At 38.1% G+C, this 25,332-nt stretch carries 25 protein-coding genes; 17 read left to right on the top strand and 8 right to left on the bottom strand.

The window, feature by feature from the left end:
* Positions 1–10 precede the first annotated feature (10 nt).
* From ORNRH_RS09280 to dgt, 5 genes are all read left to right on the top strand, one after another.
* Entirely contained in the window at positions 11–1,543 is a 1,533-nt protein-coding gene (locus ORNRH_RS09280; RefSeq protein WP_014791595.1) for a YifB family Mg chelatase-like AAA ATPase, read from the top strand.
* Between the two features lie 57 nt (positions 1,544–1,600).
* Complete coding sequence (gene mtnN, locus ORNRH_RS09275; protein WP_014791594.1) at positions 1,601–2,287, top strand: 5'-methylthioadenosine/S-adenosylhomocysteine nucleosidase; 687 nt, start codon at positions 1,601–1,603, stop codon at positions 2,285–2,287.
* A 62-nt stretch (positions 2,288–2,349) separates the two neighbouring features.
* Entirely contained in the window at positions 2,350–2,826 is a 477-nt protein-coding gene (locus ORNRH_RS09270) for an S-ribosylhomocysteine lyase (RefSeq protein WP_014791593.1), read from the top strand.
* Between the two features lie 15 nt (positions 2,827–2,841).
* A complete protein-coding gene (gene gloA2 / locus ORNRH_RS09265; RefSeq protein WP_014791592.1) occupies positions 2,842–3,225 on the top strand; it encodes an SMU1112c/YaeR family gloxylase I-like metalloprotein in 384 nt (127 codons plus the stop codon).
* A gap of 1 nt (position 3,226) precedes the next feature.
* Positions 3,227–4,600 carry a dGTP triphosphohydrolase gene (gene dgt, locus ORNRH_RS09260; protein WP_014791591.1) on the top strand — a complete coding sequence of 458 codons (1,374 nt, stop codon included), beginning with the start codon at positions 3,227–3,229 and terminating at the stop codon, positions 4,598–4,600.
* Positions 4,601–4,688: 88 nt separating this feature from the next.
* On the opposite strand, the gene rpmH is transcribed toward dgt, so the two are convergent.
* Positions 4,689–4,844: a 50S ribosomal protein L34 gene (rpmH, locus tag ORNRH_RS09255; protein ID WP_014791590.1), complete on the bottom strand. Its 156-nt coding sequence runs from the start codon at positions 4,842–4,844 to the stop codon at positions 4,689–4,691.
* Between the two features lie 278 nt (positions 4,845–5,122).
* Here rpmH and gyrA point away from each other — a divergent pair, with 278 nt between their 5' ends.
* From gyrA to ORNRH_RS09240, 3 genes are all read left to right on the top strand, one after another.
* Positions 5,123–7,657: a DNA gyrase subunit A gene (gene gyrA, locus ORNRH_RS09250; RefSeq protein WP_014791589.1), complete on the top strand. Its 2,535-nt coding sequence runs from the start codon at positions 5,123–5,125 to the stop codon at positions 7,655–7,657.
* A gap of 1 nt (position 7,658) precedes the next feature.
* Positions 7,659–9,056: a tetratricopeptide repeat protein gene (locus tag ORNRH_RS09245; RefSeq protein ID WP_014791588.1), complete on the top strand. Its 1,398-nt coding sequence runs from the start codon at positions 7,659–7,661 to the stop codon at positions 9,054–9,056.
* Between the two features lie 134 nt (positions 9,057–9,190).
* Positions 9,191–9,805, top strand: a complete 615-nt coding sequence (locus ORNRH_RS09240; protein WP_014791587.1) for a deoxynucleoside kinase — start codon at positions 9,191–9,193, stop codon at positions 9,803–9,805.
* An 88-nt stretch (positions 9,806–9,893) separates the two neighbouring features.
* On the opposite strand, the gene tpx is transcribed toward ORNRH_RS09240, so the two are convergent.
* On the bottom strand, positions 9,894–10,382 hold the full coding sequence (gene tpx / locus ORNRH_RS09235; RefSeq protein ID WP_014791586.1) for a thiol peroxidase: 489 nt from the start codon (positions 10,380–10,382) through the stop codon (positions 9,894–9,896).
* A 95-nt stretch (positions 10,383–10,477) separates the two neighbouring features.
* Positions 10,478–10,795 carry a MerR family transcriptional regulator gene (locus ORNRH_RS09230; RefSeq protein ID WP_014791585.1) on the bottom strand — a complete coding sequence of 106 codons (318 nt, stop codon included), beginning with the start codon at positions 10,793–10,795 and terminating at the stop codon, positions 10,478–10,480.
* 94 nt (positions 10,796–10,889) lie between these two features.
* On the opposite strand from ORNRH_RS09230, the gene ORNRH_RS09225 reads away from it, so the two are divergent.
* On the top strand, positions 10,890–11,471 hold the full coding sequence (locus tag ORNRH_RS09225; RefSeq protein WP_014791584.1) for a cysteine hydrolase family protein: 582 nt from the start codon (positions 10,890–10,892) through the stop codon (positions 11,469–11,471).
* Between the two features lie 373 nt (positions 11,472–11,844).
* Here ORNRH_RS09225 and lpdA read toward each other — a convergent pair whose 3' ends face one another.
* Positions 11,845–13,236 (bottom strand): dihydrolipoyl dehydrogenase, encoded by a 1,392-nt coding sequence (lpdA, locus tag ORNRH_RS09220; protein ID WP_014791583.1) that lies wholly within the window; start codon positions 13,234–13,236, stop codon positions 11,845–11,847.
* A 160-nt stretch (positions 13,237–13,396) separates the two neighbouring features.
* Between lpdA and menA the strand changes: the two genes are divergently transcribed.
* The 4 genes from menA to ORNRH_RS09200 all read left to right on the top strand — a co-directional run bounded on the left by menA (position 13,397) and on the right by ORNRH_RS09200 (position 16,574).
* A complete protein-coding gene (gene menA / locus ORNRH_RS09215; RefSeq protein ID WP_014791582.1) occupies positions 13,397–14,290 on the top strand; it encodes a 1,4-dihydroxy-2-naphthoate octaprenyltransferase in 894 nt (297 codons plus the stop codon).
* A 134-nt stretch (positions 14,291–14,424) separates the two neighbouring features.
* Positions 14,425–15,042 carry a uridine kinase gene (gene udk / locus ORNRH_RS09210; protein ID WP_014791581.1) on the top strand — a complete coding sequence of 206 codons (618 nt, stop codon included), beginning with the start codon at positions 14,425–14,427 and terminating at the stop codon, positions 15,040–15,042.
* Between the two features lie 6 nt (positions 15,043–15,048).
* Positions 15,049–15,393, top strand: coding sequence for an FtsB family cell division protein (locus ORNRH_RS09205; RefSeq protein ID WP_014791580.1), 345 nt, complete (start codon positions 15,049–15,051; stop codon positions 15,391–15,393).
* An 8-nt stretch (positions 15,394–15,401) separates the two neighbouring features.
* Positions 15,402–16,574, top strand: a complete 1,173-nt coding sequence (locus tag ORNRH_RS09200; protein WP_014791579.1) for a class I SAM-dependent methyltransferase — start codon at positions 15,402–15,404, stop codon at positions 16,572–16,574.
* Positions 16,575–16,580: 6 nt separating this feature from the next.
* Here the strand turns inward: ORNRH_RS09200 and ORNRH_RS09195 are convergent, their stop codons facing one another.
* From ORNRH_RS09195 to ORNRH_RS09185, 3 genes are read right to left on the bottom strand one after another with little or no spacing between them, the layout of a single operon-like run.
* Positions 16,581–17,816 (bottom strand): uracil-xanthine permease family protein, encoded by a 1,236-nt coding sequence (locus ORNRH_RS09195; RefSeq protein WP_258205067.1) that lies wholly within the window; start codon positions 17,814–17,816, stop codon positions 16,581–16,583.
* 32 nt (positions 17,817–17,848) lie between these two features.
* On the bottom strand, positions 17,849–19,150 hold the full coding sequence (locus tag ORNRH_RS09190) for an NCS2 family permease (protein ID WP_014791577.1): 1,302 nt from the start codon (positions 19,148–19,150) through the stop codon (positions 17,849–17,851).
* 26 nt (positions 19,151–19,176) lie between these two features.
* Positions 19,177–19,860 carry a DUF5020 family protein gene (locus ORNRH_RS09185; protein WP_014791576.1) on the bottom strand — a complete coding sequence of 228 codons (684 nt, stop codon included), beginning with the start codon at positions 19,858–19,860 and terminating at the stop codon, positions 19,177–19,179.
* A 224-nt stretch (positions 19,861–20,084) separates the two neighbouring features.
* Here ORNRH_RS09185 and ORNRH_RS09180 point away from each other — a divergent pair, with 224 nt between their 5' ends.
* Positions 20,085–22,148, top strand: coding sequence for a TonB-dependent receptor plug domain-containing protein (locus tag ORNRH_RS09180; RefSeq protein WP_014791575.1), 2,064 nt, complete (start codon positions 20,085–20,087; stop codon positions 22,146–22,148).
* 93 nt (positions 22,149–22,241) lie between these two features.
* Here the strand turns inward: ORNRH_RS09180 and ORNRH_RS09175 are convergent, their stop codons facing one another.
* Positions 22,242–22,841, bottom strand: coding sequence for an outer membrane beta-barrel protein (locus tag ORNRH_RS09175; protein ID WP_014791574.1), 600 nt, complete (start codon positions 22,839–22,841; stop codon positions 22,242–22,244).
* 155 nt (positions 22,842–22,996) lie between these two features.
* Here ORNRH_RS09175 and ORNRH_RS09170 point away from each other — a divergent pair, with 155 nt between their 5' ends.
* Genes ORNRH_RS09170 through gldD form a run of 3 tightly spaced genes read left to right on the top strand, consistent with a single transcriptional unit; the run spans position 22,997 to position 25,292 of the window.
* The gene (locus ORNRH_RS09170) at positions 22,997–23,362 is read left to right on the top strand and encodes a single-stranded DNA-binding protein (protein WP_014791573.1); all 366 of its coding nucleotides are present in this window, start codon (positions 22,997–22,999) and stop codon (positions 23,360–23,362) included.
* A gap of 24 nt (positions 23,363–23,386) precedes the next feature.
* Entirely contained in the window at positions 23,387–24,742 is a 1,356-nt protein-coding gene (gene gldE, locus ORNRH_RS09165) for a gliding motility-associated protein GldE (RefSeq protein WP_014791572.1), read from the top strand.
* Positions 24,729–25,292, top strand: a complete 564-nt coding sequence (gene gldD, locus ORNRH_RS09160; protein WP_014791571.1) for a gliding motility lipoprotein GldD — start codon at positions 24,729–24,731, stop codon at positions 25,290–25,292. The genes gldE and gldD overlap by 14 nt, the downstream gene beginning before the upstream one ends.
* Positions 25,293–25,332: the final 40 nt, after the last annotated feature.

The following is a 25,332-nucleotide window of genomic DNA, read 5'->3' as shown; positions in this document are numbered from 1 at the left end:
TTAAACATTTATGCTTGTAAAAACTTACGGAAGTGCCATCTATGGCATCGACGCAACGACCATTACGGTAGAGACTAATGTGGATAAGGGAACGGGCTATTTCATTGTAGGACTGCCCGATAGTGCCGTGCGAGAAAGTAGCCACCGAATAAGTGCCGCACTACAAAACATTGGCTACAAAATCCCTCGACAAAAAATCATCATCAATATGGCTCCTGCCGACATACGAAAAGAAGGATCGGCTTATGACTTAACCATTGCCATGGGGATTCTCACTGCCTCTAAACAAATACAAGCAGAAAATATAGAAGATTATTTAATCATGGGCGAATTGTCGCTCGACGGAAATGTTTTGCCCATCAAAGGTGTTTTGCCTATCGCCATTCAAGCGAGAAAAGAAGGCTTTAAAGGCATTATTCTGCCCAAGGAAAATGCCATGGAGGCTGCCGTAGTTAATAATCTTGAAGTTTATGGCGTGAGCAATATCAAAGAGGTTATCGACTTTTTTGACCAAGGCACTCCGCTAGATTTAGTGGAATTTGACACCAGAAAAGAATTTTTTAAATCCATCAATCAATTTCCGTTTGATTTTGCCGATGTCAAAGGGCAGGAAAATGTAAAACGCGCCATGGAAATTGCCGCCGCTGGAGGACACAACATTCTACTCATCGGTCCGCCAGGTAGTGGAAAAACTATGCTCGCCAAGCGAATTCCATCGATTTTGCCACCACTCACATTGAGCGAAGCCTTGGAAACAACCAAAATTCATTCGGTGGCAGGAAAATTAAAGAAAAATTCATCGCTTATGACTGTACGCCCGTTCACTTCGCCACACCACACCACCTCAGATGTAGCCTTGGTGGGCGGTGGTAGCTACCCACAGCCAGGCGAAATTTCTTTAGCCCACAATGGCGTTTTATTTTTGGACGAATTACCCGAATTTCAACGCAGTGTTCTAGAAGTGATGCGCCAGCCACTCGAAGACCGAGAAGTTACAATTTCTAGGGCTAAATTCACGGTTACCTACCCCGCGAGTTTTATGCTCGTAGCATCTATGAACCCAAGCCCGAGCGGTTTTTTCCCAGATGACCCGCAAAACACCTCTACCCCAGCCGAAATGCAACGCTATATGAATAAAATTTCGGGACCGCTTTTAGACCGAATTGATCTGCACATCGAGGTGGTGCCCGTGCCGTTTGAAAAACTTTCGGCAGAACGAAATGGCGAGACAAGCGAACAAATCAGAAATCGTGTGATTGCCGCCCGAGAAATTCAAGAAAACCGATACAAGGATACCGAGCATGTGCACTACAATGCGCAAATGGGACCTAAGCAATTAGATGAATTTTGCGTTTTGGACGACGCAAGCTATACCTTATTAAAGAATGCGATGGATAAGCTCAATCTTTCGGCACGCGCCTACGACCGAATTTTGCGTGTAGCTCGCACGATTGCCGATTTAGACAAGGCAGAAAACATTTCATCAGCGCATTTGGCAGAGGCGATTCAATATAGAAGTTTGGATCGTGTGGGCTATTTTTAGCCTAAAAAATAAATAGCCAAAAAACATTTTTTATCTTTACCCAAAATTTAAAAAACCATGAAAATCGGAATTATTGGCGCGATGGAAGTCGAAATTTCGCTTTTGCGCGAAAAAATCGAAAATCTTGAAGCCACTACCTTATACAACTTTAAATTCTACCAAGGAAATTACGGAAATCACGAAATTATCGTGGTGCTTTCTGGCGTGGGCAAAGTGAGTGCCGCCGTGGCAACAACTTTGCTTATAGACCATTATCAGCCTGATTTAATCATCAACACAGGCACCGCGGGCGGCTTGCAAAATGTACGCGTAGGCGACATCATCCTCGCCACCGAAGTGCGCCACCACGATGTGGATCTCACAGGATTTGGCTACGAATTGGGACAACAATCTCAAATGCCTGCAGCCTTTATCCCAGCTGAAACTTTTAGACAAAAAGCAGAGGATTTAGTTCAGCAAAAAACGGGACAAGCTGCTCACGGCTTGATTGTGAGCGGAGATGCCTTTATCAACGATCCAGAGAAATTTGCTTGGATCAAAGAAAATTTCCCAGATGCCAAAGCCGTAGAAATGGAAGCGGCAGCGATTGCCCAAGTTTGTCATCAAATGAATACACCATTCATCATTCAGCGAGCGATTTCGGACATTGCAGGCGAAGGCAACACGCAATCTTTTGACCAATTTGTAAAAAAAGCAGGTGCTATTTCAGCGGAAATTAATCTTGAATTTGTTAAAAACTTATAAGCTTAAAAGCATTTTGTTCAACTTATTTTATCTTTAGCCTTTATAAAAAAATACAACATTTCATGGAAAGAATAGCAAGTTTTTGCATCGATCATTTAAAATTAAAGAGAGGAATTTATGTTTCTAGAAAAGATCAAGTAGGCAACGAAACGCTTACTTCGTTCGACATTAGAATGAAAGAACCTTATCGTGAGCCCGTGCTAGGTGCGGCAGAATTGCACACTATTGAGCATTTGGCAGCGACTTGGCTTAGAAACAGCGAATGGAAGGATAAAATCGTGTACTGGGGACCTATGGGCTGCCAAACAGGAAATTACCTCATCATCGCAGGAGACTATACTTCAGTAGACATTGTTCCATTAATTACGGATTTATACCGATTTATGGCAGATTTTGAAGGTGAAATCCCAGGTGCCTCTACTCTAGAATGCGGAAACTTCTACAACAATAATTTACCAATGGCTAAATACGAAGCTAAAAAGTATTTGGAAGAAGTTTTATTGCAACTTACACCTGAAAATTTAAATTATCCAGCATAATTTAAAGATTTTCAAATGCTCACTGGCGTTCATCACATTGCAATCATTTGCTCTGATTATCAAAAGTCTAAAAAGTTCTACACAGAAGTTTTAGGGCTAAAGATTTTGAGAGAAAATTACCGAAAAGAGCGAGATTCCTACAAATTAGATTTAAGTCTGAATGGAATTTATATTATTGAGCTTTTTTCGTTTCCAAGTCCACCGCCCCGCCCTTCTCGTCCCGAAGCGGTAGGGCTAAGACATTTGGCATTTAGCACACCAAATATTGAAGAAGAAATTGAAAGATTGCAAAAGCTAGGAATTACCACTGAGCCAATTAGAATTGATGAGTTTACGGGTAAAAAATTCACATTTTTTGAAGATCCCGACCATTTACCCATAGAATTATACGAAAGCTAACATGTTTCCAAAACTATACACCACCCAGCGCACTGGCGAAAAATCGAACACGCAACACGCCGAAAATCGCACAGATTTTCAGCGCGATTACGATAGAATTATTTTCTCATCGGCTTTTAGAAAACTACAAAGCAAAACGCAAGTTTTCCCGTTGCCTGGCAGTGTATTTGTACACAATCGCTTAACGCATTCGTTGGAAGTTTCATCGGTGGGGCGTTCGCTTGGGACTTTGGCGGGCGAAATTTTCAGAGAAAATATAAAATCCGATGCTACTGAAGATGATTTATATTTCTACAAGCATAATTTAGCCTATGTCATCGCATCGGCATGTTTGTGCCACGACATTGGAAATCCTGCGTTTGGACATTCGGGCGAAGATGCTATTGCGCAATTTTTCAAAAACAACGAAAATAGCTTAAAATCGTATTTTTCTGAAGAAGAATGGGCTGATTTCATTCATTTTGAAGGAAATGCCAATGCAATTCGCGTGCTCACGCATCAACAAAAAGGCAAATCCGAGGGGGGCTTAATGATTACCCACACGACGCTTGCCTCGATTGCTAAATATCCGTGCGAATCGGTAGCTTCTCTAGGCAAAAAAGGCAATGCACTACATCGCAAAAAATTTGGATTTTTCCAGTCAGAAAAAGAAACTTTTGAGCAAATTGCACAAAGCTGTGGTATGTTTAAAGAACAGAGTAATCCGCTTGTTTACAAGAGACACCCTTTTGTATGGCTCGTGGAGGCGGCAGACGACATTTGCTACAACATCATCGATTTTGAAGACGCTCACCGCCTAGGCATTGTGGAACACAGCCTTTGCATCGAACTTTTTAAGCAAATTATAGATGAATTGGGCGGCGGATTAGAAACTCGCAAAATCGAAAATCGCCTAAACAAAATTGAAAACAAGGAGGATAAAGTTTCTTATCTCCGCGCCAAAATCATTGGTTATTTAGTAAGTGAAATTATTAAAAAATATAAAATTCACTTTTCTAAAATCATAGTGGGCGATTTCAGCACAAGTTTATATGATTTAATTTTAAATAAATCAAAATCTTTACAAACTATTCAAGAATTTTCTATCGAAAACATTTACAATTACAATAGCGTGATTGAGATAGAATCTGCCGGCTATAATGTAATGAATGAGCTTTTGGGCTATTTTGTTCCTGCGATTTTAAAAGACAAAAAGCTACGCACAGGCTACGAGAAAAACGCAGTAAAACTCCTCCCGCCGTCTTGTAATTATAATGGAGAAAATGCATACCAAAAAGTCTTGGGCGTTTTAGACTACATCAGCAGCATGACCGACGACTACGCCGTAGAACTTTATCGCCGAATCAAAGGAATAGAAATCGGCATGATTCGATAATTTTTCAGCAAAAATAAAGCAACAGAAAAACCACATAGGCAATGCTTATGTGGTCTATTTTTTCTGTAAAATTGTTTAATTCTAAAAATTATCTTTTTGCACGAACAGAACTCACGGTTAATCTTTTTCTACCTTTAGCTCTTCTTCTTGCCAATACTTTTCTTCCGTTTTTAGTAGACATTCTTTCTCTAAAACCGTGTTTGTTTCTTCTTTTTCTATTAGATGGTTGAAATGTTCTTTTCATGACTCTTAAAATTTTATTTTACCCTTCAAATCAATTGGGGTGCAAATATAGAAATATTTTTAAAGATAAAAAATTTATTCTAAAAAATTTTCGTTTTTATTTTCATCTTTTCGTTTCAAAAAGCGAAGATTTCTCTCAACAAAATTTAATTATAACTCACTGAATCCCAAAACAGTATTTAAGCATATTTTCAAAAGTTAAAAAAACAGGGTTTTATATTTTTATAGGCTTTAATTTTATTGTATATTAGCAGACTATTATATGAAAATATTACATGTATGACAGATGGTGAAAATTTAATTCCAATTAATATAGAAGACGAGATGAAGTCTGCCTACATTGATTATTCGATGTCGGTAATTGTTTCGAGAGCACTACCCGATGTGCGCGACGGGCTAAAACCTGTACACAGAAGGGTGCTCTATGGGATGAATGAAATGGGATTACTCTCTAATCGTGGATACAAAAAATCCGCTCGTGTGGTAGGAGAAGTGATGGGTAAATTCCACCCTCACGGCGACTCTTCTGTATACGACACTATGGTGCGTATGGCACAAGACTGGTCTATGCGATATATGCTGGTAGATGGGCAAGGGAACTTTGGTTCTGTGGATGGCGACCCGCCAGCGGCGATGCGTTATACCGAGGCAAGAATGCAAAAAATTTCTGAGGAAATGCTTGCCGACATCGACAAAGAAACGGTAGACCAAAAATTAAACTTCGATGATACTTTGTATGAGCCTACTGTACTCCCTACCCGTATTCCAAACTTATTGGTAAATGGTGCCGCTGGTATTGCGGTGGGTATGGCTACAAATATGGCACCGCACAACCTTTCTGAGGTGATTGACGGGACTTGCGCCTATATCGACAATCGTGATATTACAATTGATGAACTTACTCAATATATCAAAGCTCCTGACTTCCCTACGGGAGGGGTTATTTACGGCTATTCTGGCGTGAAAGACGCTTTTGAGACTGGGCGTGGAAGAATTATCTTGAGAGCAAAAACGCGTATCGAGGAAGTTCATGGTAGAGAATGTATCATCGTAGATGAGATTCCGTATCAAGTAAACAAAGCCAACATGATTAAGGCTACTGCAGACTTAATCAAAGACGGCAAAATGGACGGAATTGCCGAAATCAGAGATGAATCGGACAGAAATGGTATGCGTATCGTTTATGTTTTAAAAACTGACGCGATAAGCAATATTGTTTTAAATAAATTATTCAAATACACTCAATTACAAACTTCTTTTAGTGTAAACAACATTGCACTTGTTCATGGTAGACCTGAGCAATTAAACCTAAAAGATTTGATTAGACATTTCGTGGATCACAGACACGATGTGGTAGTACGCCGTACAGAATTTGAGCTTAAAAAAGCGAAAGAGCGTGCACACATCTTGGAAGGGTTCATGAAAGTAATTGCTACCGAAGATACGCTAGACAGAGCAATCTATATCATTCGCCATAGCGAAAACCCACAAGTAGCAAAAGAAGGCTTAATGGCTGAATTTGAGCTTTCTGAAATCCAAGCACAGGCAATTCTTGATTTGCGTTTGGCTCGATTGACAGGAATGGAGCTCGACAAAATCAAAGCCGAGTATGAGGAGATCATGAAAGAAATTCAGCGTTTGGAAGATATTTTATCTAATGAAAGCTTGCGCTACGAAATCATCAAAAATGAACTTTTAGAAATAAAAGAAAAGTATGGTGATGAGCGTCGCACCGACATCAACTATGCAGGCGGTGAGATGAGTATCGAGGACATTATTCCAGACGAAAAAATGGTACTTACCATTTCTCACTTAGGCTATATCAAGCGTACACCACTTACCGAATACCGCGCGCAATCTCGCGGAGGCGTTGGAAACAAAGCTGCTACTTCGCGCGACGGCGACTTCCTAGAATACATGGTTGTGGCGTCTAACCACCAATACATGCTCTTCTTTACCGAAAAAGGGCGTTGTTTCTGGCTCAGAGTATTTGAGATTCCAGAAGGCTCTAAGACCTCTAAAGGTAGAGCAATTCAGAACTTGATAAGCATTGAGCAAGACGACAAAGTGCGTGCCTACATTAGAACCCACGACTTGATGGACGAGGAATATGTGAAAAATCAATTTGTGGTGATGTTGACCAAAAACGGACAAATCAAGAAAACTTCGCTTGAAGCTTATTCTAGACCAAGAGCCAATGGTATCAATGCAATTACCATTAAAGACGATGATGAATTGCTTGAAGCTAAGCTTACCGATGGAAATAGCCAAATTATGATTGCTGCCAAGGGTGGTAAAGCCATTCGATTTGATGAAGAGGCTGTGCGACCTATGGGTAGAACCGCTTCGGGCGTTCGTGGTATCCGATTAGATGGCGGCGACGAGGCTATTGGAATGGTTGTTGTGACAGATATAGAAAACGATACCATTTTAGTAGTATCGGAAAAAGGTTACGGAAAACGAACCAGCATCGAGGACTACCGCACCACAAATCGTGGCGGAAAAGGGGTGATTACCTTAAATATTACAGAAAAAACAGGTAATTTGATTGCCCTTAAAAATGTAACCGATGACAATGATTTAATGATTATCAATAAATCTGGGGTTGCGATTAGAACTGCCGTTTCCGAGCTACGCGTAATGGGTAGAGCTACGCAAGGCGTGAAACTCATCAACTTGAAAAAAGGAGATGAAATTGCCGCCGTAGCCAAAGTGGAAATCGAACATAATGAAGATTTAGACGAAGAAAATTCTGAAAACGAAAATTACGATTCAGAAGATCAAATAAGTATAAACCATAACGAAGAAGAATAACATGAGAAAACTAACATTAAGTTTAGCCGTTGCATTTCTATCGCTTACGGCTTTTGCACAACAGGCAGAAATAGATGCTGCACAACAGGCTTATAGCAGCCAAGACTACAAAGCGACAATACAAAATGCTGATAAAGCTTATAAATTATTAAAAGATAATTTTACCATTCCACCAGAGCCATTGGTAGAATTGTACCATAACGCAGCACTTGCCGCAGAAAAATTAGGAGACACAGACAAGGCTTCTAAATTCTACACCCTGCTTATAAGAATAGAAACTAAACCTTATTACGAAACAAAAAATAAGGACACTAAAAATAAAGAGTATTTCTATTACAAAACACAAGCAGAAAAGGTTACTAAAGAAGGAAATTACACTGCCATTAAAGGCAAAAATTTAACGCCTAAATACTCAGAAAAACTTGTTCCAGAGCTTCAAAAAAGAGCTGCTGAAAGTTTAACTAAAGGTAACGATGCGTTTAATAGTAAAGATTTCAAAACAGCAGCCGTTAGTTTCATGAATGCTTATAACTTAACCAAAGCTATAGGATTACAAAACGAATTGTATGCTTACTATGGAGCCTTGGCTGGATTGCAAACCGAAGATCAAAAACTCATCAAACAAGCTGCTAAAACTTTACAAGATTTGGTAGACAGTGGCTTTACAGGAGAGCAAGAAAACTACATCGCTACAAGCAAAGTGAATGGCGAAGAAGTGAGATTTGCCTCTAAAAAAGACATGGACACGCAAGTAAAATTAGGTGTTGCAGAAAACCCAAGAGTGGAAAAAACTCCATCATTAGAAGAAGAATTATTCAGTAATTTAACCTATGCTTACTACCAGTTAAAAGATTTTGACAAAGGTATCAAAGCGGCACAAGCGGGCTTGCAAAAATTCCCTAAAAACCAAAACATGAACAACATGATTTCGGCTATGTATTATGAGTCTGGGGATACCGATAAATTCATAAGCGACTTGCAAGCAAAAGTTGATAACAACACAGCAAACGCTACCGACTATTACAACTTGGCTAAAATGATGGATGATGCACAAGGTGACAAAGCTAAAGTAAAAGAATATTACTTAAAAGCAATAGAGCTTGATCCAAACATGAGCAATGCTTATTTGAACCTTTCTCTTTTAATCATAGAACCAGAAGCTGATTATGTAAAACTTATGAACAGCAACCTTGGTTCGTCTGCCAAAGAGAAAAAAATCTATAACGAAAACGCTGCTAAAAGAAAGAAACTTTACCAAGAAGCGCTTCCGTACTTAGAAAAAGCATATAAATTGGATGAAAACAATCCAAGCTTGATCAAAGTATTGCAAAATACTTACGATGTACTTGGACAAGATGACAAATTCATGGAAATGAAGAAAAAACTTGAAAGTTTATAATCAAGTATTTTTATAGAAATCAACCGCTTGTAGACTCGTTTTACAAGCGGTTTTATTTTTTAATTAAATTTTAATTCCTCAACTAAAAATCATTCCTTATTTTTACGCTCAAAATCAAATAAAGTAAGAAAACTATGCATATCGCCATCGCAGGAAATATAGGAGCAGGAAAAACCACACTCACTCGCCTACTCGCCAAAAACTTTGGCTGGACACCACAATTTGAAGATGTAGACAGAAATCCATATTTAGATGATTTTTACAACGATATGCAGAAATGGGCTTTCAATCTGCAGATTTATTTCTTGGGAAGTCGTTTCCGCCAAGTCAAAGAAATCAGAGAAAGTGGCAAAGACATCATTCAAGACAGAACCATTCACGAAGATGCTTTTATCTTTGCTAAAAACTTGCACGACATGGGCTTGCTCATGACGCGTGATTATGAGAATTATCTCACGGTTTTTAATCTAATGAATTCGTTTGTGCAAGCACCCGATTTATTGATTTATCTTCGCGCAACGATCCCGACTTTGGTAAAACAAATCCACATGCGTGGCCGTGAATACGAGAGCTCAATCAGTATTGACTATTTAGATAAATTGAATGAAAAATACGAAGAATGGATTAAAACCTACGATGAGGGAAAACTTTTAATCATCGATGTAGACGACATCGATTTTGTAAACAACCCCGAAGATTTAGGAGAAATCATCAATAAAATCGAAGCTGAAATTCACGGATTATTTTAAATCTCGGTTCCTTAAAAAAAACATAAAAAACCCGTTTCTCAACCGAAACGGGTTTTCCATTTATTAAAAATTGATTTTTAATCTTATTTTAAGCAGCCAACGCTTTTTCGTAATCTGGCTCTTGTGCAATTTCTGTCACTTGCTCAGCATACACAACTTCGCCTTCTGGATTCACGACTACAATCGCACGGCTTAACAAACCTTTTAAAGGACCATCTTCCATCGTTACGCCATAAGTTTCACCAAAGTTTCCTCTAAAATCTGAAAGCAATTCTACATTCTTAATGCCTTCTGCAGCACAGAATCTAGCTTGCGCAAATGGCAAATCTCTTGAAATACACAAAACAACTGTATTGTCTTTTCCTGCAGCCTCTTCGTTAAATTTTCTCACAGATGCTGCACAAATACCTGTATCCACACTCGGAAAAATGTTTAAAATAACATTTTTTCCTTTGTAATCTGCCAAAGTTTTAGTTTGCAAATCTTGTGCTACTAATTCAAAATCTTTCGCTTTTCCTGATTGAGGCAAAGTTCCACAAGTTGTGACTTTATTTCCTTTAAATGTAATTTCTGACATAATTTATATTTTAAATTGTTTCAAGCATGTTTATATCAAATTTCGTGCATAAATCTTCAATTTGTTTAATTTTTTTAAATTGCATGAAACCACCATCAATATTCTTTTTTTATTTTCTTCAAAGTATCTTCAATCATTTTCATTCTTTTAGTTACTTTTTCAGCCGAAGCGTCTAATGTAAATCCTTCATCTAAAAGTTCTTTGATTAAAAGCATTTTCTTTATATTCTTGTAATCATAACGCCTATTTCTCCCCTCCTCTTCCGTTAAACTTTGAATAATTCCTTTATCTTCCCAATAACGAATTTGCCTTGTAGGAATTTTGGTTATTTGAGATACCTCACCAATCCCCACAATCACTTTATCCAGAAAATCAAAATCAAAAGATATATCTAAATTCTTCTTATCACTCATTTTGTAATTAATTGACAATTCCTGTTGCAAATATAAAATTAATGTACTTTCTTTGCAATTGTAAATAATTTACAACAATTGAAAAATAAATACAATGAAAGCATTACTACTTATCGAATGTCAGAATGAATGGCTATCTACCAAAGGGAAGCTACAAAAACTAATAGAGGACAAAGAATTATTTAAAAGTTCTATCGCCAAAATAGCAAAGGTACTTCATCACGCAAGAAAACTGAAAATGCCTATTGCTCATGTAGGATTACAATTCCAGAATGGTTACCCAGAACTTGCTAACGGAAAAAGTGGGCTGAACAGAGTCATTCCTATTGTAGGAACATTTCCTTTAAATGAATTTGGTTCTCAATTTTACGAAGATTTTAAACCAATTGAAGGAGAATTCATTGTTACGGGACGAACTGGAGCTAGTGGATTTGCTGGTTCAAATTTGGACATTTGGCTCAGAAATAACAAAATAGAAGATATTTATCTAGTGGGCTATGCCACTCATGTTTGTGTGGAAAGCACTCTACGCGAAGCTCATGACAAGGGGTATAACCCTATTTTGATTGAAGATGCAACTTCCGCTTTTAATAAAACACAACAAGATTATGTTATAAACGAAATTGTACATCATTTTGGAGAAAGTATAACATCTGAAGATTTTACTAATGAATAGAGAATTGAAACAAACTTTCCGATTTGTCTTCTTTATCGCTACACCACTTTGCTTAGTCAATAGTTTTATTTTTAGTTTCGGTAAATCTTCCTTTTTACATGAATGGTTATATCGATTTATTGTAAACTATTCTTTAACCTTTCCACAAGCAATTTGTTATGTATCAATCATAAGATGGATTAATGGCAAAAAAAGCTGATTAATTTTTAATAAAAATTAAATCCTATGCAGAATATATTATACAGCATAGGATTTTATTCATTATACGAATTTTTACAAATATAATTATTTGAATAAAAAAAATCTGCTCAAAGCACAAAAGCCTCGAACAGATTTTTTTTTATAAAATTATATTTTAATCTTAATCGATTATTTAGATGTGAATCACTTCGCCATAAGCAGCTGCCACCGCTTCCATCACAGCCTCAGACATAGTTGGGTGAGGGTGTACGGTTTTAATGATTTCGTGACCAGTAGTCTCAAGTTTACGAGCAGCTACCGCTTCAGAAATCATTTCGGTAACACCTACTCCAATCATGTGACATCCAAGCCATTCTCCATATTTAGCATCGAAAATCACTTTAATGAAACCTTCGTTGTGTCCATTGGCAGTAGCTTTTCCGTTGGCAGAGAATGGGAATTTACCTACCTTGATTTCATATCCTTTTTCTTTAGCCTGAGCTTCTGTTAAACCAACAGATGCGATTTCAGGCAAGCAGTAGGTACATCCTGGAATGTTTCCATAATCGATTGGGTGAACATCCAATCCTTTAATCTTCTCAACACAAGTGATACCTTCTGCAGAAGCCACATGCGCCAATGCCTGTGTAGGCAACACATCTCCAATTGCGTAGTATCCTGGGATATTAGTTTGGTAGAAATCGTTTACCAAGATTCTTCCTCTATCGGTAACAATACCTACATCTTCCAATCCTATGTTTTCGATGTTTGGAGTAATACCTACGGCTGAAAGAACGATATCTGCTTCTAGAGTAACTTCTCCATCTTTAGTTTTCACTTTAGCTTTTACACCTTCTCCGCTTGTATCTACAGACTCAACAGAGGCATTGGTCATCACTTTGATACCTGCTTTAGTAAATGATTTTTCTAATTGTTTAGAGATTTCCTCATCTTCTACTGGAACAATTCTTGGCATAAATTCTACGATAGTAACTTCTGTACCCATAGTAGCGTAGAAGTATGCAAACTCAACTCCGATAGCACCAGAACCTACAACGATTAATTTTTTAGGCTGTTCTGGCAAAGTAAGTGCTTGGCGGTATCCGATAACTTTTTTACCATCTTGTGGCAAGTTTGGCAACTCTCTTGAGCGAGCACCTGTTGCGATGATGATGTGATCTGCACTATATTCTTCTTCCCCACCATCGTTCAATTTTACTTGAACTTTTTTATTTGGTTTTAGGGTAGCTTCTCCCATGATCACATCAATTTTATTTTTCTTCATCAAGAACTGAACACCTTTGCTCATAGTTCCTGCTACATTTCTACTTCTTTTTACAATGTTTGGAAATTCGTAAGAAATGTTCTCTGGCTTGTTTAAACCATAAGCTTCTGCGTGGTTTAAGTAATCGAAAACTTGCGCACTTTTCAACAAAGCTTTGGTAGGAATACATCCCCAGTTAAGGCAGATTCCACCTAAATTTTCTCTTTCAATAATTGCAGTTTTAAAGCCTAATTGAGAGGCTCTAATTGCGGTAACATAGCCACCAGGACCACTACCTACAACGATAACATCATATTTCATTTTGTGAAAAATTTTTATTGATTTAATGAATCTGTGCGAATTTAAGCATAATTTATTTGATTAAAAAAAGTTTGACCATTTAAGTTGATTTCAATTGGTAAAAATCATAATTTTTGGGGCTAAATTTTTTTAAAATTAAATTTTTAAAGACTTTTGCATCATGAAAATATGGATACATGCCGCAAGGCTCAGAACGCTACCACTCTCGCTGAGTGGAATCATTTTAGGAGGATTTATTGCTCAGTTTTATCATTCGTTTGATATTTTACTTTTTGCCTTGGCATGTTTCACCACTTTGTTTTTGCAAATCCTGTCCAATTACGCCAACGATTATGGCGACGGCGTCAAAGGTACCGACGAAATAAGAACGGGCGAAATGCGTGCCGTAGCCGCTGGAAAAATCTCTGCACGCGCCATGAAAAATGGCGTAATCCTCATGGCATTGCTCTCGCTAATTTCAGCCTTGTTATTACTATTTTTGGCGTATTACCCTGCACATTTAGGATTATTATTTTTCTATATTTTCTTGGGATTGCTCTGCATCTGGGCGGCCATACAATACACCGTGGGCAAAAAGGCATACGGCTACCGTGGCTTAGGCGACATCTTTGTATTTTTATGTTTTGGGCTCATTTCTGTAATTGGGACAACAATGCTTTTCACCAAAAGTTTTATCCCGACTTTGCTCCTGCCCGCCTCGGCGATTGGGCTTTTGAGCACCGCGGTGCTCAACCTCAACAATATGAGAGACTTGCCTCAAGACAAAGAGAAAGGCAAAATCACAATTCCTGTAAAAATTGGAATGGCTAAGGCTAAAAAATATCACAGCGTTTTGCTCTTTTCACCTTTTATATTAATGGACATTTATTTCATCATCAACGATGTTTCTTTGCCAGGATACTTCTTTAATGCACTGCTTCCTTTTGCGCAAAAAATGAACATCCGCGTGACAGAAAATGTGATTCCTGCCGAATTAGATGGCGAGCTTAAAAAAACAGCACTGCTCACTTTGGCTTTTGCCATCTTTTGTGGTCTTGGTTTGGTTTTTAACTAAAAAAATTCAAGCAAATTCATATTTTTTTCAAGGCTGAATGTTATTAAAATTTAGCTCTAAAAAATTGCTAAGATTGGGATTTTTTTTCTTTGTTTAAAGGATTAATTCTACCTTTGTAAAAAATAAAAATCAATATGCTTGTTATAGGAATTGCAGGTGGTACGGGTTGCGGAAAAACCACCGTGGTAAACAATATTTTAAACAAATTATCGTCGGAAGAAGTTATTGTAATTTCACAAGACAACTATTACAAAGACAGCAGTCATTTACCTTTTTCTGAACGAGAAAAAATTAATTTCGACCACCCACGAGCCATTGATTTTGATTTGCTGGTGAGCCACATCAAGGCACTCAAAAACGGAGAAATCATCGAGCAGCCTGTGTACTCATTCCTCACTCACTCTCGCACCGAGGAGGTGATCATCACACACCCAAAATTGGTGATTATTGTAGAAGGAATTCTTGTGCTCACTAATCCAGAACTTAGAGATTTATTTGATGTAAAAATATTTGTCCATGCAGACTCAGATGAGCGTCTTGTGCGCAGAATCCGTCGTGATATCCAAGAGCGTGGGCGCGATCTAGAAGAGGTTTTGACTCGTTATCAAAAAACTCTAAAACCTATGCATGAGCAGTTTATAGAACCATCTAAAAACTACGCAGATATCATAATTCCAAACGAGAAAAAACAAAACACCGTGGCAATTGATGTGCTTTCTACTTTGATTTTAAACAAACTAAATGCACAATAACAAGCCATGGAAAAAGATAATTCTTCGCCTAATAAAAACATTGGGATTCTAGATTTTTTATCCAAATATAAATATATAATCGTAACGGTAGCGTTCAGCGTGTGGATGTTGTTTTTTGACCAAAACTCGTTTTTGATGCACAAAGAACTCAGCAGCGAAATCAGCAAATTGAACGAAGATGTTGAATACTACCAAAAAGAATTAGAAGCTCAAAACGAAGAACTTAAACAGCTAGAACACGACAAAAATTCGTACGAGAAAATTGCTCGTGAAAAATATTTCATGAAGAAAAGCAACGAAGATATATTTATCATTGAGCTAAAAGACAGCATTCAGCCCGAAGAAAATTAGGCTATAATATGAATTTCCTTAAAGCAATTTTGCGCCCCGATGTCCAAACTTGGCTAAAGGAACATGCCAAAAGCAATCCGTATGGTTTGGCATTAAAAAAGTCTCCTTTTGCCGATGTTTCCATGCCACAGCTTGTGCAGCAAATTGCGGGTAAACAGCTTTTAGCCAAAAAAATTCCATTTTTAAACGATTTTCCAGACATCGTTTATCCGCCCAAAATCAATATAGAGCAATGCTCCTCTTGGGCAACCGCACAGTACAAAGCTCACATTGTAAAAGCCAAAAAAATCGCCGATCTCACAGGCGGATTTGGGATTGATTGCATGGCATTTGCCCAAAATGCCGAAAAAGTAATTCACATTGAGCAAAACGAAGATTTACAAATCATCTCAAAACATAATTTTGAGGCTTTAGGGCTAAAAAATATTTCTTCTTTTGCCCAAGATGGCTTAGCTTTCATTGCTGATTCTAAAGAAGATTTAGATTTAATCTATGCCGACCCTTCGCGCCGAGATGAAAACAAAAACAAGGTTTTTAAATTAGAAGACCTGAGACCTACTCCACAAGAAATTTTGCAAGTGTGCCAAAATCAAAATACGCAGATTTTGCTCAAATTAAGCCCTATACTTGATTTAACCGAGACTTGCAAAACGCTAAACAATATTGCTGAAATCCATATTGTTTCTTTAAAAAATGAATTAAAAGAAATTTTATTGCTCGTTTCGCCACGGAAAAAAATGGCTAAGCCCAAAATAGTGTGCGTGAATTTAGAAACCAATCAGCCCAAATATGAATTTTCTGGTTTGGAAGACGATGAAAACATTCGATTTTCCGCACCTGAAAAATTTATCTATAAACCGAATGCTAGTTTGATGAAAAGCGGTGCTTTCAACCGATTGGGAAATAATTGGGGACTTAAAAAATTAGAGCCTAACACGCAACTCTACACCAGCGAAACACTTATTAAAGATTTCCCTGGAGAGGTTTTTACTAACATTTCTCCTATCGAGAACCCGAAAAAAGCTTTAAGAAATAAATCTATTCGATTAATTCGCCGAAATTTTCCTGCGGATTTAAACAAGATTAAAAAACAGTATAAATGCAAAAGCGACGGAACCGATGTTGTGATTTTCACCCGTTCCGTCGCTGGCACTCATATTTTAAGTGCAGAAGAAGTTTAATTCTTACTATTTTTTCAAACTAAAATTTTCAGGTAAAATTAAATTCAAAATCACACCGACCAAACTACACAGCCCAATTCCCGACATCTGAAACGCACCAAAATTGATGTCTGCTCCACCGATTCCTACAACAAGAATCACAGAAGCTATAATTTGATTTTTGGTATTGTTGAAATCCACTTTATCGTGAATCAAAGTATTGATTCCTATGGAGGCTATCATTCCAAAAAGTAGAATCATAATTCCACCTAAAACGGGCGTAGGAATAGAAGTCAAAAGTGCCGTAAGCACGCCTATGAACGATACCACGATCGCCGTAATTGCCGAAATCCTCAACACCATAGGGTCGGTAACTTTCGTAAGCTGAATCGCTCCCGTCACCTCAGCATAAGTGGTATTCGGTGGACCACCCAAGCACGATGCCACAAAACTCCCAACACCATCGCCTATCATGGTTCGGTGCAAACCTGGATCTTTGATAAAATCTTTGTGCGCTACTTTCCCAATGGCATAAATATTCCCAATGTGCTCCACGATCGGTGCAATCGCCACAGGTGCAATATACAACACCGCTCTCCAACTAAACGATGGGAACACCAATGTCGGCGCACTGAACCATTCAGCATTTTGAATATTTTCTACTTCTACAATTCCTGCAAAATAAGACACGACATAGCCTACCACCAAAGCGGTGAAAATCGGGATTAATTTAAGCATACCTCGACCATACATCACAGTAACAATCGCTGTAATCAGCGTAACTAAAGCAATCAGCCAGTTGTTGGACGCGTTTTGAATAGCAACGGGAGCCAAAGACAACCCAATTACCATAATCACAGGACCTACAACCACCGAAGGAAATATTTTTTGAATAAATCCAACCCCAAATTGCTTGACCAAAAAGCCAAAGATTAAATACAAAATCCCGACAGAAGCCAATCCGCTCAACGCTCCCTCGTAGCCATAAGCCACTATCGCGATCGGAATAGGTGCAATAAACGAGAAGCTGCTCCCTAAGAATACGGGCACTTTTCCTTTCGTAATTAAATGAAAGATTAAAGTTGCAATCCCCGCGGTGAATAAAGCCACGGCAGGCGTAAAACTTTTGTATGTATCTGGAAAATCTGTTATTCCTTTGGCTGCCAATTCAGATTCCACGCCCGTGGTAACTAAAATCGGCACCAAAATCGTGGCTCCAAACGCCACAAACATAAATTGAATTCCGACTAATAATGTTTTGATAGATATGTTTTTTATGTAATTTTTTAAATTATTTAGCGCAATAAAGAAACTACAATTTCAAAAATCGAAAGCGAACCGATAAACCACATAATCGGGTGAATTTCTCTAAATCGTCCCGTTCCCACACAGAGGATTAAATAAGTTCCAAAACCAAAAGCAATCCCTGAACTGATACTGTATGTGAGTGGCATTAAAATTAAAGTAAAAAACACAGGAACCGATAAATATAATTGACTAAAATCTATTCTCACCAAATGTTTCACCATGTAAATTCCGACCAAAATCAAAGCGGGTGCCGTGGCATAAGCGGGCACAATCCCAATGATAGGCGCAAAAAACATCGCAAAAAGGAAAAACAACGCAGTGAAAACAGAACTTAATCCCGTACGCGCCCCGTTGGCAATACCCGCCGCAGATTCGATATAAGTCACGGTGCTGCTAGTCCCCAAAATACCACTCAGCATAGTAGTAAAGGCATCTGCCTCTAGCACTTTTTTGATATGTGGCATTTTGCCATCTGCTTTCACCAATCCTGCCTCCATCGAGCAGGCAAGTGCCGTCCCTATTGAATCAAATAAATTGACAAACAAGAACGAAAAGATAGGAATAATGAAACTTATTTTTAAGATTGAAAGCACATCTAGTTTTCCTAAAACAGGCATAATGCTTGGCGGCAAACTCACCACTTGGTCTGGCAATCCCACAGCAGGATCAAATATAAATCCTAAAAAAGTTGAAAGTAAAATGCCTATCAAGATTGAACCTTTTACCCTGTAAATTTCTAATAAAATGGTGGCTAAAAATCCGATAAGTCCAATTACCAAACCTGGCGAAAATCCTCCCAATCCGATGAGTGTTGCAGGATTTGCCACGATAAGCCCCATGTTTTTAAACCCAATAAATGCGATAAAAAGTCCAATTCCCGAACCAATGGCAATGCGCAAAGGCTCTGGAATAGCATCAATGATTTTATGTCGCAAGCCCAATACCGAGATGATGATGAAAACTACCCCAGAAAGAAACACCACTCCAAGTGCTTGTTGCCAAGTCGCGCCCTGTGTCAAAACCAGCGTATAAGTAAACATTGCGTTGAGCCCCATTCCTGGTGCCATTGCAAAAGGAACATTTGCCCAGAAACCTACCACAAGGGTTCCGATTACTGCCGCGATACAAGTTACCGAAATCAGTGCCCCCTTATCCATTCCCGTTTCAGAAAGCACATTCGGGTTTACGAAAATAATGTAAGCCATGGTTAAAAAAGTTACCAAGCCTCCCATAAACTCCTGCTTTACATTTGTTTTTCTTTCTTTTAATTTAAAAAAATTGGCTAACATATTGATTTTTAATTTAATTATTTTTCTTAAAGCACCCAACGCACCATCACAGTAGGATTTACACGAAAATCTCTACTTGGCACAAAATTCTTACTAATCTCAATTTCTGTTCCCACCGAAAAATGCTCGTTTAGGTTGTATAGCAATTGCGGTTCGGTAATGAAAATAGCATATTTTAAATCCTTATCTGGCGTGAGCGGTGAGCTCCACACATCTAGAAAACCTCGAAAAGTGATTTTGTTTTGGGCAAAATTCTGAAACCACACGGCAGTAAATTGCCCATCTAGCCCATTGGAATCCTTAATCCATTTATACAAATAGGAAGTATGAAGTGTGAAATTTCCGATTTTCACAGGAAAGCCAATCCCTGTGAGTGCCGACGGCTTTATCGGAATGCCCACCGGGCTCTCTCCTTTGGATATTAAAAAACCATCGTTGTACTCTATATGAAAGTTGAGTCCATCGATGGCTTTATTTTTAATATTAAATTTTCGTGCAATCTCAAAATAGACAAGCGATGCGCCGTCGGGTCGGTTAAAGTCTATATCGGTAAACATAAATGTGCTCCCTAGACGATCGGGTTTAAAGATCTCGAAAGTTCCCGTGAGATAATCACGGTCTTTCCCAAAGTCGTAATGCAGCTGCAACTCCTGCGCATTTGCCTTGATTCCCATGATAACAAGGAATAAAAGTAAAATCTTTCTATCCATGATTTTGTAGAATTTATCCGCAAAAATATTTAGAATTTTTAACGCACAAAAAACTTTTTGCCCTATTGAGCCACAAATTTTTAAAAAATTATAAACAAATTAAAATCAAATATCCAAAATCAATTGATTATAAGGCTAATTTTTGCCTTGATTAAATTTACAAAATAAATTTGTTAGATTAGACTAACTTTTATATTTTTGCATCAAAATTTAAAGATTAATACATGAAAACAATCACTACTAGTTTAATGCTACTATCGACAATGTCGGGAGTTTTAGCGCAAAAACCCACCACAGATTCCATTAATAATAAATTTAATATCGATCCCATAGTAGTTTCGGGAACGCTTCGCCCTGTAACCAAAACGCAAAGTCCTGTTCCTGTGGAAGTGTACACCAAAGCCTTTTTTCAGCAAAACCCAAGTCCCAATTTATTTGAAGCCTTAGGAAACATCAACGGGATTCGCCCGCAGGTAAATTGCAATGTTTGCAACACGGGCGATATCCACATCAATGGGCTAGAAGGTCCCAATACCATGGTTCTCATCGACGGAATGCCCATCGTGAGCGGACTAAGCACCGTGTATGGACTAAGCGGGATTCCAGAGGATTTGATTGAGCGTGTAGAAGTGGTAAAAGGTCCTGCCTCTACTCTTTACGGATCCGAAGCGGTGGGCGGATTGATTAACATTATTACTAAAAATCCCTTGACGGCACCTAAATTTTCTGTAAACGCCTTCGCCTCTTCGTGGCAAGAATACAATGTAGATTTGGCAACGAAGTTTAACACAGGAGAAAAGGTTTCTTCTCTCGTGGGGCTTAATTACTTTAATTATAGCAATCCGATTGATAAGAATAATGATAATTTCACGGATTTAACTTTACAAAATCGCGTTTCGGTGTTTAATAAATGGAGCGTGAACCGCCCTGAAAACCGAAAATTCACTTTTGCGGGACGATATGTGTACGAAGATCGCTGGGGCGGCGAAATGGACTGGAACAAATCCTACCGTGGCACCGACATTAAATACGGCGAAAGCATTTACACCAGCCGCTGGGAAGCTTTTGGGACTTACCAATTGCCCACTACCGAAAAGATTTTCCTAGACATTAGCTTAAACCACCATCACCAAGACAGCTACTACGGCACAGATAAATTCTTAGCCGATCAAAACATTTATTTCGGACAATTGACTTGGCACAAAAACATCGGAATTCATAATTTATTATTTGGTGCAGCTTATCGCTACACTTATTATGACGACAACACGCCTGCGACCATGCAGGATTATGCACACGCCAAAGAAACGCATTTGCCAGGCGCATTTGTGCAAGATGAAATTCATTTCAATCCCCAAAATGTATTGCTTGCAGGATTGAGATATGATTACAATTCGGCTCACGGAAATATTTTTTCGCCAAGAATTAATTACAAATGGAACTCTGCCGACAAAAACACGATTTTACGCCTAAGTGCAGGCAATGGATACCGCGTGGTAAATGTATTTACCGAAGACCATGCGGCACTCACAGGAGCACGCGAAGTGATTTTTAAAGATCATTTAAAACCAGAAACTTCTTGGAACGGAAATGTGAATTTAGTTCAAAATTTTTATACAGATGCGGGCAATTTCTTTAATCTAGACTTTAGTGCATTTTACACCTATTTCAACAATAAAATCGTTGCCGATTACGACGAAAATCCCAACCAAATCGTGTATGATAATTTAAAAGACCATGCCATTTCTAAAGGGCTTTCACTAAGTTTTAATGCCTATACCAAGCTGGGCTTAAAATTAAATCTAGGAGCCACTTTGCAAGATGTGTATTCGGTGGAAAATAACGAAAAAATTCAGCAAGAATTTACCGAACATTTTTCGGGCTCATGGGGAATTGGTTATGAATTTAAAAAAGCTAAATTAAAAATTGATTACACAGGAAATTTGCGCAGCCCTATGAAATTGCCTCTCCTGAGCGAAACCGATCCAAGACCCGAGAAATCGCCTTGGTATTCGATACAAAACATACAAATCAGCAAAAGCTTTAACAACGGATTGGAGGTGTATGGCGGTGTGAAAAACTTGCTAGATTTCACGCCATACAAGCATGCCCCATTTGTGATTGCTCGCGCGAACGACCCGTTTGACAAAGGAGTAGAATTTAATTCTGAAAACGAAGCAATTCCTACGCCTAGCAATCCCTACGGGCTCACATTCGACCCGTCGTATGTTTACGCTACCAATCAAGGAATTAGAGCCTTCTTGGGCGTGAGATTCAATCTTAAATAAACTCGTTTTTCGCCTCATTTTTTCATATCTAAAAAAAGCGATTTTCAGTATTTTTTTGAAAATCGCTTTTTTGATGTTTTTCTTTCTTAATTTTTAAAAATGAAGACCTATGCCCAATCCTAAGCCTGGTCCTTTTTCTCTTACTTTCACATCTTGCACTTTGTAGCCAAAGCAAGTGTACCTGTAATCAAACGAAACCGACAGGTTTTGCGAAACGAAATAAGAAACGCCCCCACCAAGTACCCAAAGCAATCCGCCATTTTCTTGCTTTTGCTCACTGTCATTACCTGTATGGTTTACATATTTAGTATTACTTCTACCATATCCCAATCCAGCAGACAAAAATGGTTTAAAATTCAAATTTCCGAGATTGATGTAAGCCAATGCTGAAGGCACAAAAGCCAAGCGCGAATTAGTGAGCTCATCGCCATTGCTTTCCTCTGTCATTGTTCTAGCATACTCAAAAGTGGTACCCAGCGCAAAATTATTAGCTATAAAATAGCCTCCACTTATCTCCAAATTGGTATTAGAAATGCGGTGATTATTCAAAGTATTGAGTCCATTGTCCAATTTTCTCGTTACTTGATTAAAATTTAAACTTGTTCTGGCATTAAGCACCCAATTTCCCTCGTTGGTTTGTCCATAAACCGATGCAACACATAAAGTTGCTAAGGCAAAAAATAATTTTTTCATGTGTTTTTGTTTTAAAAATAAATGCTTAAAACGAAGTTAAGCTAAATTTATTTACCTAAAAAGATTTAACACTAAAAAATCTCAAAAAAATTGTTTTTAAAAAATAATCTCTAAATTTGTATCTTTGAAAAATTAAATAGAAAAAAGATTGATTTATGAGTGGTTCGGTAAACAAAGTAATCCTTGTGGGAAATTTGGGAGATAATGTGAAACTACACTATTTTGATGAGAATAATTGTATAGGGAGATTCCCACTTGCGACCAACGAAGTTTTTGTGCGAAAAGATACAGGAGAGCGAGTTACCCAAACCGAGTGGCACCAAGTGGTGGCACGCAATAAAGTGGCACAACTTTGCGAAAAGCATTTGAGCAAAGGCGACTCTGTATATGTGGAAGGAAAATTGAAAACCCGCAAATGGGACGACAACGGAACTACACGCTACACTACTGAGGTACAAGCTACTACCATTCAGTTTTTGACTAAAAATGTAAGCACCTCGGAACATTCCGAAGAAATTTAAATAAAGAGATTTTAAACCTTATTTATGTTGGAAACAGAACCTCCCAGTTTATTTATAAACGCTATTTTCGCCTTTTCTAGTTATGAATTTGGCGAATTGTTTTTGCTTCTAATTTTACTTTTCCTTTCCGCGCTGTTGTCTGGCTCGGAAGTGGCTTTCTTTTCGATTAAAAAGAAGGATTTGGTGCAAGCCAAAGAAGAAGGAAAAGATGTATCTTCTGTCGAAAATTTGCTTAAAGACAAACAAAAACTTTTGGCAGATATCCTCATCGGGAATAATTTTATAAACATCGGGATTGTATTGCTTTCGGCTATGATTTCCGAAGTTTTTGTGCACCCATACTTGGGCGATTTAACATTTATGGGCATTAGTTTCAGAGTATTGTTTGATGTAGTGATTATCACTTTCTTGCTTTTACTTTTTGGCGAAATTATCCCTAAAATTTATTCCAATCAAGCATCTTTAAAATTCGGCACTTTCACCGCACCTTTGATTCGTTTTTTTGATATCATTGCCAAGCCTATTTCAATTCCGTTGTTATGGCTTAGCTCCTTGATTGAAAAGAATTTAAAAAACGAACATAAAATCTCGGTGGATCAGCTCTCGCAAGCTCTCGAAATGACTTCGGAAGATGAAATGACTACGAACGAAGAACAACGCATTCTTGAAGGTATCGTAAATTTTGGAAATACCGAAACCCGAGAAGTGATGACACCTCGCGTGGATATGTTTTCGATGCGATTGGAAAATAATTTTCAAGAAGTTTTACAAAAAATATCGCAAAAAGGATTTTCCCGCGTTCCTGTGTATGAGGACGATATCGACGAAATCAAAGGGCTTCTGTATGCCAAGGATTTATTGCCGTATCTTGACGAAGAAGATTTTGATTGGCACACCGTTTTGCGCAAGCCATACTTTGTGCCAGAAAACAAGAAATTAGACGATTTATTATCTGATTTCCAAGAGAAAAAAATCCATATTGCTATTGTGGTAGATGAATACGGCGGAACTTCTGGAATCGTGAGTATGGAAGATGTCTTGGAGGAAGTGGTAGGAGATATTTCAGACGAGTTTGATGATGAAAATATCTTTTATTCTAAATTAGATAAAGATAATTATTTGTTTGAAGGAAAAACCTCGCTCAAGGATTTCATGCGAATCATGGAAATCGACGACGACACCTTTGATGATGTGAAAGGCGAAGCAGAAACCTTGGCAGGACTGATTCTTGAAATTAATGAAGAAACGCCTAATCGCCGACAAAAAATTCATTATAAAAACTTTGTTTTCACCATTGAATCCATCGACAAAAGAAGAATTAAGCGTATAAAAGTTACCAGAACGCCATTACCTGAAGAAGAAACAAATGAAGAGCAATAGTATTTTTCTTATTCTTTTTATCAGCTTATTCATGAGTGCTTGCAAGCAAGATAGCATGCCCAAGCCTTATGGCGATGTGCGTCTTGAGTATGAAAAGCCTGTATTCAAAAAATACGAGCCAAATTGCCCGTTTGATTTTGAAGCGGAGAAAAAAACAATTCTTCAGCCCAAAAAAGAAAATTGCCAATTTAATCTATACTATCCAAATTTAAAGGCGACACTCTACCTCACTTATGAGCCTGTAAAAAACAATTTACCTCAACTCTTGGTAGATGCAGAAAAATCGGTGTATGAGCCCCACGCCTCGCGAGCGGTGTACATCAATCCACAAATTATCGTTCGCCCAGAGGCCAAAGTCTATGGCACTTTGTATGAACTGGGGGGCGAAGCCGCTTTAAACTACCAATTTCATGTAACCGATAGCACACAGCATTTTTTGCGTGGTGCCGTTTATTTCAACGCGCGCCCCAATCCCGATTCGCTCGCGCCAGCAGTTCAATACATGAAGACCAATGTAATGCACCTTATGGAAAGCTTGCAGTGGAAATAAAAATTCCATTTTTCTATTAATTTTAAAAAAGGCTTTATAC

This window comes from Ornithobacterium rhinotracheale DSM 15997, assembly GCF_000265465.1.
GTDB classification, from domain to species: Bacteria; Bacteroidota; Bacteroidia; order Flavobacteriales; family Weeksellaceae; genus Ornithobacterium; species Ornithobacterium rhinotracheale.
Note: the sequence above shows the minus strand (reverse complement) of the source record. Positions and strands in the feature narration are given on the sequence as shown.

Coding starts and splice junctions, on each gene's coding strand:
- ORNRH_RS09280 (WP_014791595.1), top strand. CDS start 11: ATGCTTGTAAAAACTTACGGAAGTGCCATCTATGGCATCGACGCAACG.
- mtnN (WP_014791594.1), top strand. CDS start 1,601: ATGAAAATCGGAATTATTGGCGCGATGGAAGTCGAAATTTCGCTTTTG.
- ORNRH_RS09270 (WP_014791593.1), top strand. CDS start 2,350: ATGGAAAGAATAGCAAGTTTTTGCATCGATCATTTAAAATTAAAGAGA.
- gloA2 (WP_014791592.1), top strand. CDS start 2,842: ATGCTCACTGGCGTTCATCACATTGCAATCATTTGCTCTGATTATCAA.
- dgt (WP_014791591.1), top strand. CDS start 3,227: ATGTTTCCAAAACTATACACCACCCAGCGCACTGGCGAAAAATCGAAC.
- rpmH (WP_014791590.1), bottom strand. CDS start 4,844: ATGAAAAGAACATTTCAACCATCTAATAGAAAAAGAAGAAACAAACAC.
- gyrA (WP_014791589.1), top strand. CDS start 5,123: ATGACAGATGGTGAAAATTTAATTCCAATTAATATAGAAGACGAGATG.
- ORNRH_RS09245 (WP_014791588.1), top strand. CDS start 7,659: ATGAGAAAACTAACATTAAGTTTAGCCGTTGCATTTCTATCGCTTACG.
- ORNRH_RS09240 (WP_014791587.1), top strand. CDS start 9,191: ATGCATATCGCCATCGCAGGAAATATAGGAGCAGGAAAAACCACACTC.
- tpx (WP_014791586.1), bottom strand. CDS start 10,382: ATGTCAGAAATTACATTTAAAGGAAATAAAGTCACAACTTGTGGAACT.
- ORNRH_RS09230 (WP_014791585.1), bottom strand. CDS start 10,795: ATGAGTGATAAGAAGAATTTAGATATATCTTTTGATTTTGATTTTCTG.
- ORNRH_RS09225 (WP_014791584.1), top strand. CDS start 10,890: ATGAAAGCATTACTACTTATCGAATGTCAGAATGAATGGCTATCTACC.
- lpdA (WP_014791583.1), bottom strand. CDS start 13,236: ATGAAATATGATGTTATCGTTGTAGGTAGTGGTCCTGGTGGCTATGTT.
- menA (WP_014791582.1), top strand. CDS start 13,397: ATGAAAATATGGATACATGCCGCAAGGCTCAGAACGCTACCACTCTCG.
- udk (WP_014791581.1), top strand. CDS start 14,425: ATGCTTGTTATAGGAATTGCAGGTGGTACGGGTTGCGGAAAAACCACC.
- ORNRH_RS09205 (WP_014791580.1), top strand. CDS start 15,049: ATGGAAAAAGATAATTCTTCGCCTAATAAAAACATTGGGATTCTAGAT.
- ORNRH_RS09200 (WP_014791579.1), top strand. CDS start 15,402: ATGAATTTCCTTAAAGCAATTTTGCGCCCCGATGTCCAAACTTGGCTA.
- ORNRH_RS09190 (WP_014791577.1), bottom strand. CDS start 19,150: ATGTTAGCCAATTTTTTTAAATTAAAAGAAAGAAAAACAAATGTAAAG.
- ORNRH_RS09185 (WP_014791576.1), bottom strand. CDS start 19,860: ATGGATAGAAAGATTTTACTTTTATTCCTTGTTATCATGGGAATCAAG.
- ORNRH_RS09180 (WP_014791575.1), top strand. CDS start 20,085: ATGAAAACAATCACTACTAGTTTAATGCTACTATCGACAATGTCGGGA.
- ORNRH_RS09175 (WP_014791574.1), bottom strand. CDS start 22,841: ATGAAAAAATTATTTTTTGCCTTAGCAACTTTATGTGTTGCATCGGTT.
- ORNRH_RS09170 (WP_014791573.1), top strand. CDS start 22,997: ATGAGTGGTTCGGTAAACAAAGTAATCCTTGTGGGAAATTTGGGAGAT.
- gldE (WP_014791572.1), top strand. CDS start 23,387: ATGTTGGAAACAGAACCTCCCAGTTTATTTATAAACGCTATTTTCGCC.
- gldD (WP_014791571.1), top strand. CDS start 24,729: ATGAAGAGCAATAGTATTTTTCTTATTCTTTTTATCAGCTTATTCATG.